General features: G+C 72.5%; 2 protein-coding genes and 1 pseudogene. 1 reads left to right on the top strand and 2 read right to left on the bottom strand.

Annotated features, from left to right (window positions below; genetic code table 11):
• Positions 1 to 295: 295 nt before the first annotated feature.
• On the top strand, positions 296 to 913 hold the full coding sequence (locus ACFDTC_RS13130; RefSeq protein ID WP_375259334.1) for a thiamine phosphate synthase: 618 nt from the start codon (positions 296 to 298) through the stop codon (positions 911 to 913).
• 4 nt (positions 914 to 917) lie between these two features.
• On the opposite strand, the gene ACFDTC_RS13125 is transcribed toward ACFDTC_RS13130, so the two are convergent.
• Together ACFDTC_RS13125 and ACFDTC_RS13120 are read right to left on the bottom strand one after the other, a co-directional pair.
• Positions 918 to 1,745: a lysophospholipid acyltransferase family protein gene (locus ACFDTC_RS13125; RefSeq protein ID WP_375259333.1), complete on the bottom strand. Its 828-nt coding sequence runs from the start codon at positions 1,743 to 1,745 to the stop codon at positions 918 to 920.
• A pseudogene (locus ACFDTC_RS13120) lies at positions 1,742 to 1,961 on the bottom strand (ornithine-acyl-ACP acyltransferase); the annotation flags it as partial. The gene ACFDTC_RS13125 and the pseudogene ACFDTC_RS13120, both read right to left, overlap by 4 nt.

Genomic DNA, 1,961 nt, shown 5'->3' with positions numbered 1-1,961 from the left:
TCGCGCGGGGCGACGACGCGCATCCGGTCCAGCCCGAAATTCCACATCGCGCGCGCGGCCGCGCCGATGTTCTCGCCCATCTGCGGACGCACGAGCACGATGGCGGGCTGGTCGGTAAGCGGCGTCATGGGCGGTCCTTCGTCGTTGCGCGCCTTCCATAGCAGCGCGGACGGTCCTTGCAACCATCCGGGCAACCGCCTGCGCGTAGCAGGATGGTCAAGCGCCGCGCCCCGCGTTATCACCCCGCGACAAGCCGGGCGCCGCAAGCCGGGCGCGACGACCGAGGGAGCGTGACATGGCCGAGCAGGACCGACCGCAGATCTACCTTCTGACCCCGCCCGAGATCGACCTCGGGTCGTTTCCCGCCCAGCTCGACCGGGTGCTGCAGGGGGTGCCGGTAGCCTGCCTGCGGCTGGCGCTGGCGACCCGCGACGAGGACCGGCTGATCCGCGCCACCGACGCGGTGCGCGAGGTGGCGCACGCGGCCGACGTGGCGCTGGTGATCGACACGCACGTGGTGCTGGCCGAGCGGCTGGGCCTGGACGGCGTGCACCTGCCCGACGGCGCGCGCTCGGTCCGGGCGGCGCGCAAGGCGCTGGGGGCGGACGCCATCGTGGGCGCCTTCTGCGGCCAGTCGCGGCACGATGGCATGAACGCGGGCGAGGCCGGCGCCGATTACGTAGCCTTCGGGCCGGTCGCCGGCGCCCTGGGCGACGGTGCGCTGGCGGAACGCGACCTGTTCGAATGGTGGTCCGAGATGATCGAGGTGCCGGTGGTGGCCGAGGGCGGGCTGACCCCCGACGCCGCCCGCGCGCTGGCGCCGGTCACGGATTTCATCGCCGTGGGCGAGGAGATCTGGCGCCACGACGACCCGCTGGCCGCGCTGCGCGCGCTGGTCGACGCGGTGGGCTGACACCTCAGGCGCGGTCCATCGCGGCCGCGTGGCCCGCGCGGACCTGCGCCTCGAGATGCGCGGCGAGGCTCTTGCGGTTGGGGTGGTCGTCCACGCGCACGGGCGGATGCCAAGTCAACGTGACGCCGCCCTGCCGCCGCTGCGCCAGCACCTCGACCAGCGAGGGCGCGAAATCCATGTCGCCCCACCAGCCGTAGAAGGCCGGCCTTGCGCCCGCCGGTGCGTGGTAGGCAAGGCTGACCGCCTGGATGCGCGCGGTATGGCGCAGCGCGTCGCTGTAGAAGGCGGCGAAGAGCGTGGTCTTGAACGGCAGCACCTGCCGCCCGTCGGTCGAGGTGCCCTCGGGGAAGAACAGCAGGTGGTGGCCGTGCAGCAGGCGCGTCTGGAACAGGTCGGTCTGGGTGCGCGCCTCGCGCCGGTCGCGGCGGATGAAGACGGTGCCTGTGGCGCGCGCCAGCCAGCCGATGCCGGGCCAGGTCGCGACCTCGGACTTGGACACGAAATAGACGTTCTGGAAGGCGTTGAGCACGAAGATGTCGAGCCAGCTCGTGTGGTTGGCGACCTGCGCGCCGCGCGCCCGCATGGGCCTGCCGCGCGTCGTCACCCGCAGGCCCATGATCGCCAGCGAGCCGCGGCAGACATATTGCGTGATCCACGGCGTCACCGGGCGCGCCTGCCCGGCCAGCGGCCGCTCGATCAGACGCAGCGCCAGCAGAAGCGCGAGCCCACCGAAGACCAGTACGCCCATCGCCGTGCCGCGCAGGGCGACGCGCAGCCAGCCCGCCGGGCCGATCCGTTCCGGCGCCGGGATCGGCGGAACGGTCCAGGTCAAAGACGGCCCTTGGTATACCGGGCGCTGGCCGAGCCATCCAGCCGGGCGGTGTCCATCACCAGACACACGTCGGTGGTGTTGAAGGCATGATCGACGAAGGCGCCCTCGCCCACGAAACCGCCCATGCGCAGGTAGGACTTGATCAGCGCGGGCACCTGCAGCATCGCCGCGCGGCGGTCGAGCGTCGCCTCGGGCAGCAGGTCCATCGGCTGGAAC

The sequence above is a fragment of the Citreimonas sp. genome (genome assembly GCF_042096055.1).
In the GTDB taxonomy this organism is placed as follows: domain Bacteria; phylum Pseudomonadota; class Alphaproteobacteria; order Rhodobacterales; family Rhodobacteraceae; genus Citreimonas.
The sequence above is the reverse complement of the archived record's forward strand: the minus strand, read 5'-3'. Positions and strand labels throughout refer to the sequence as shown.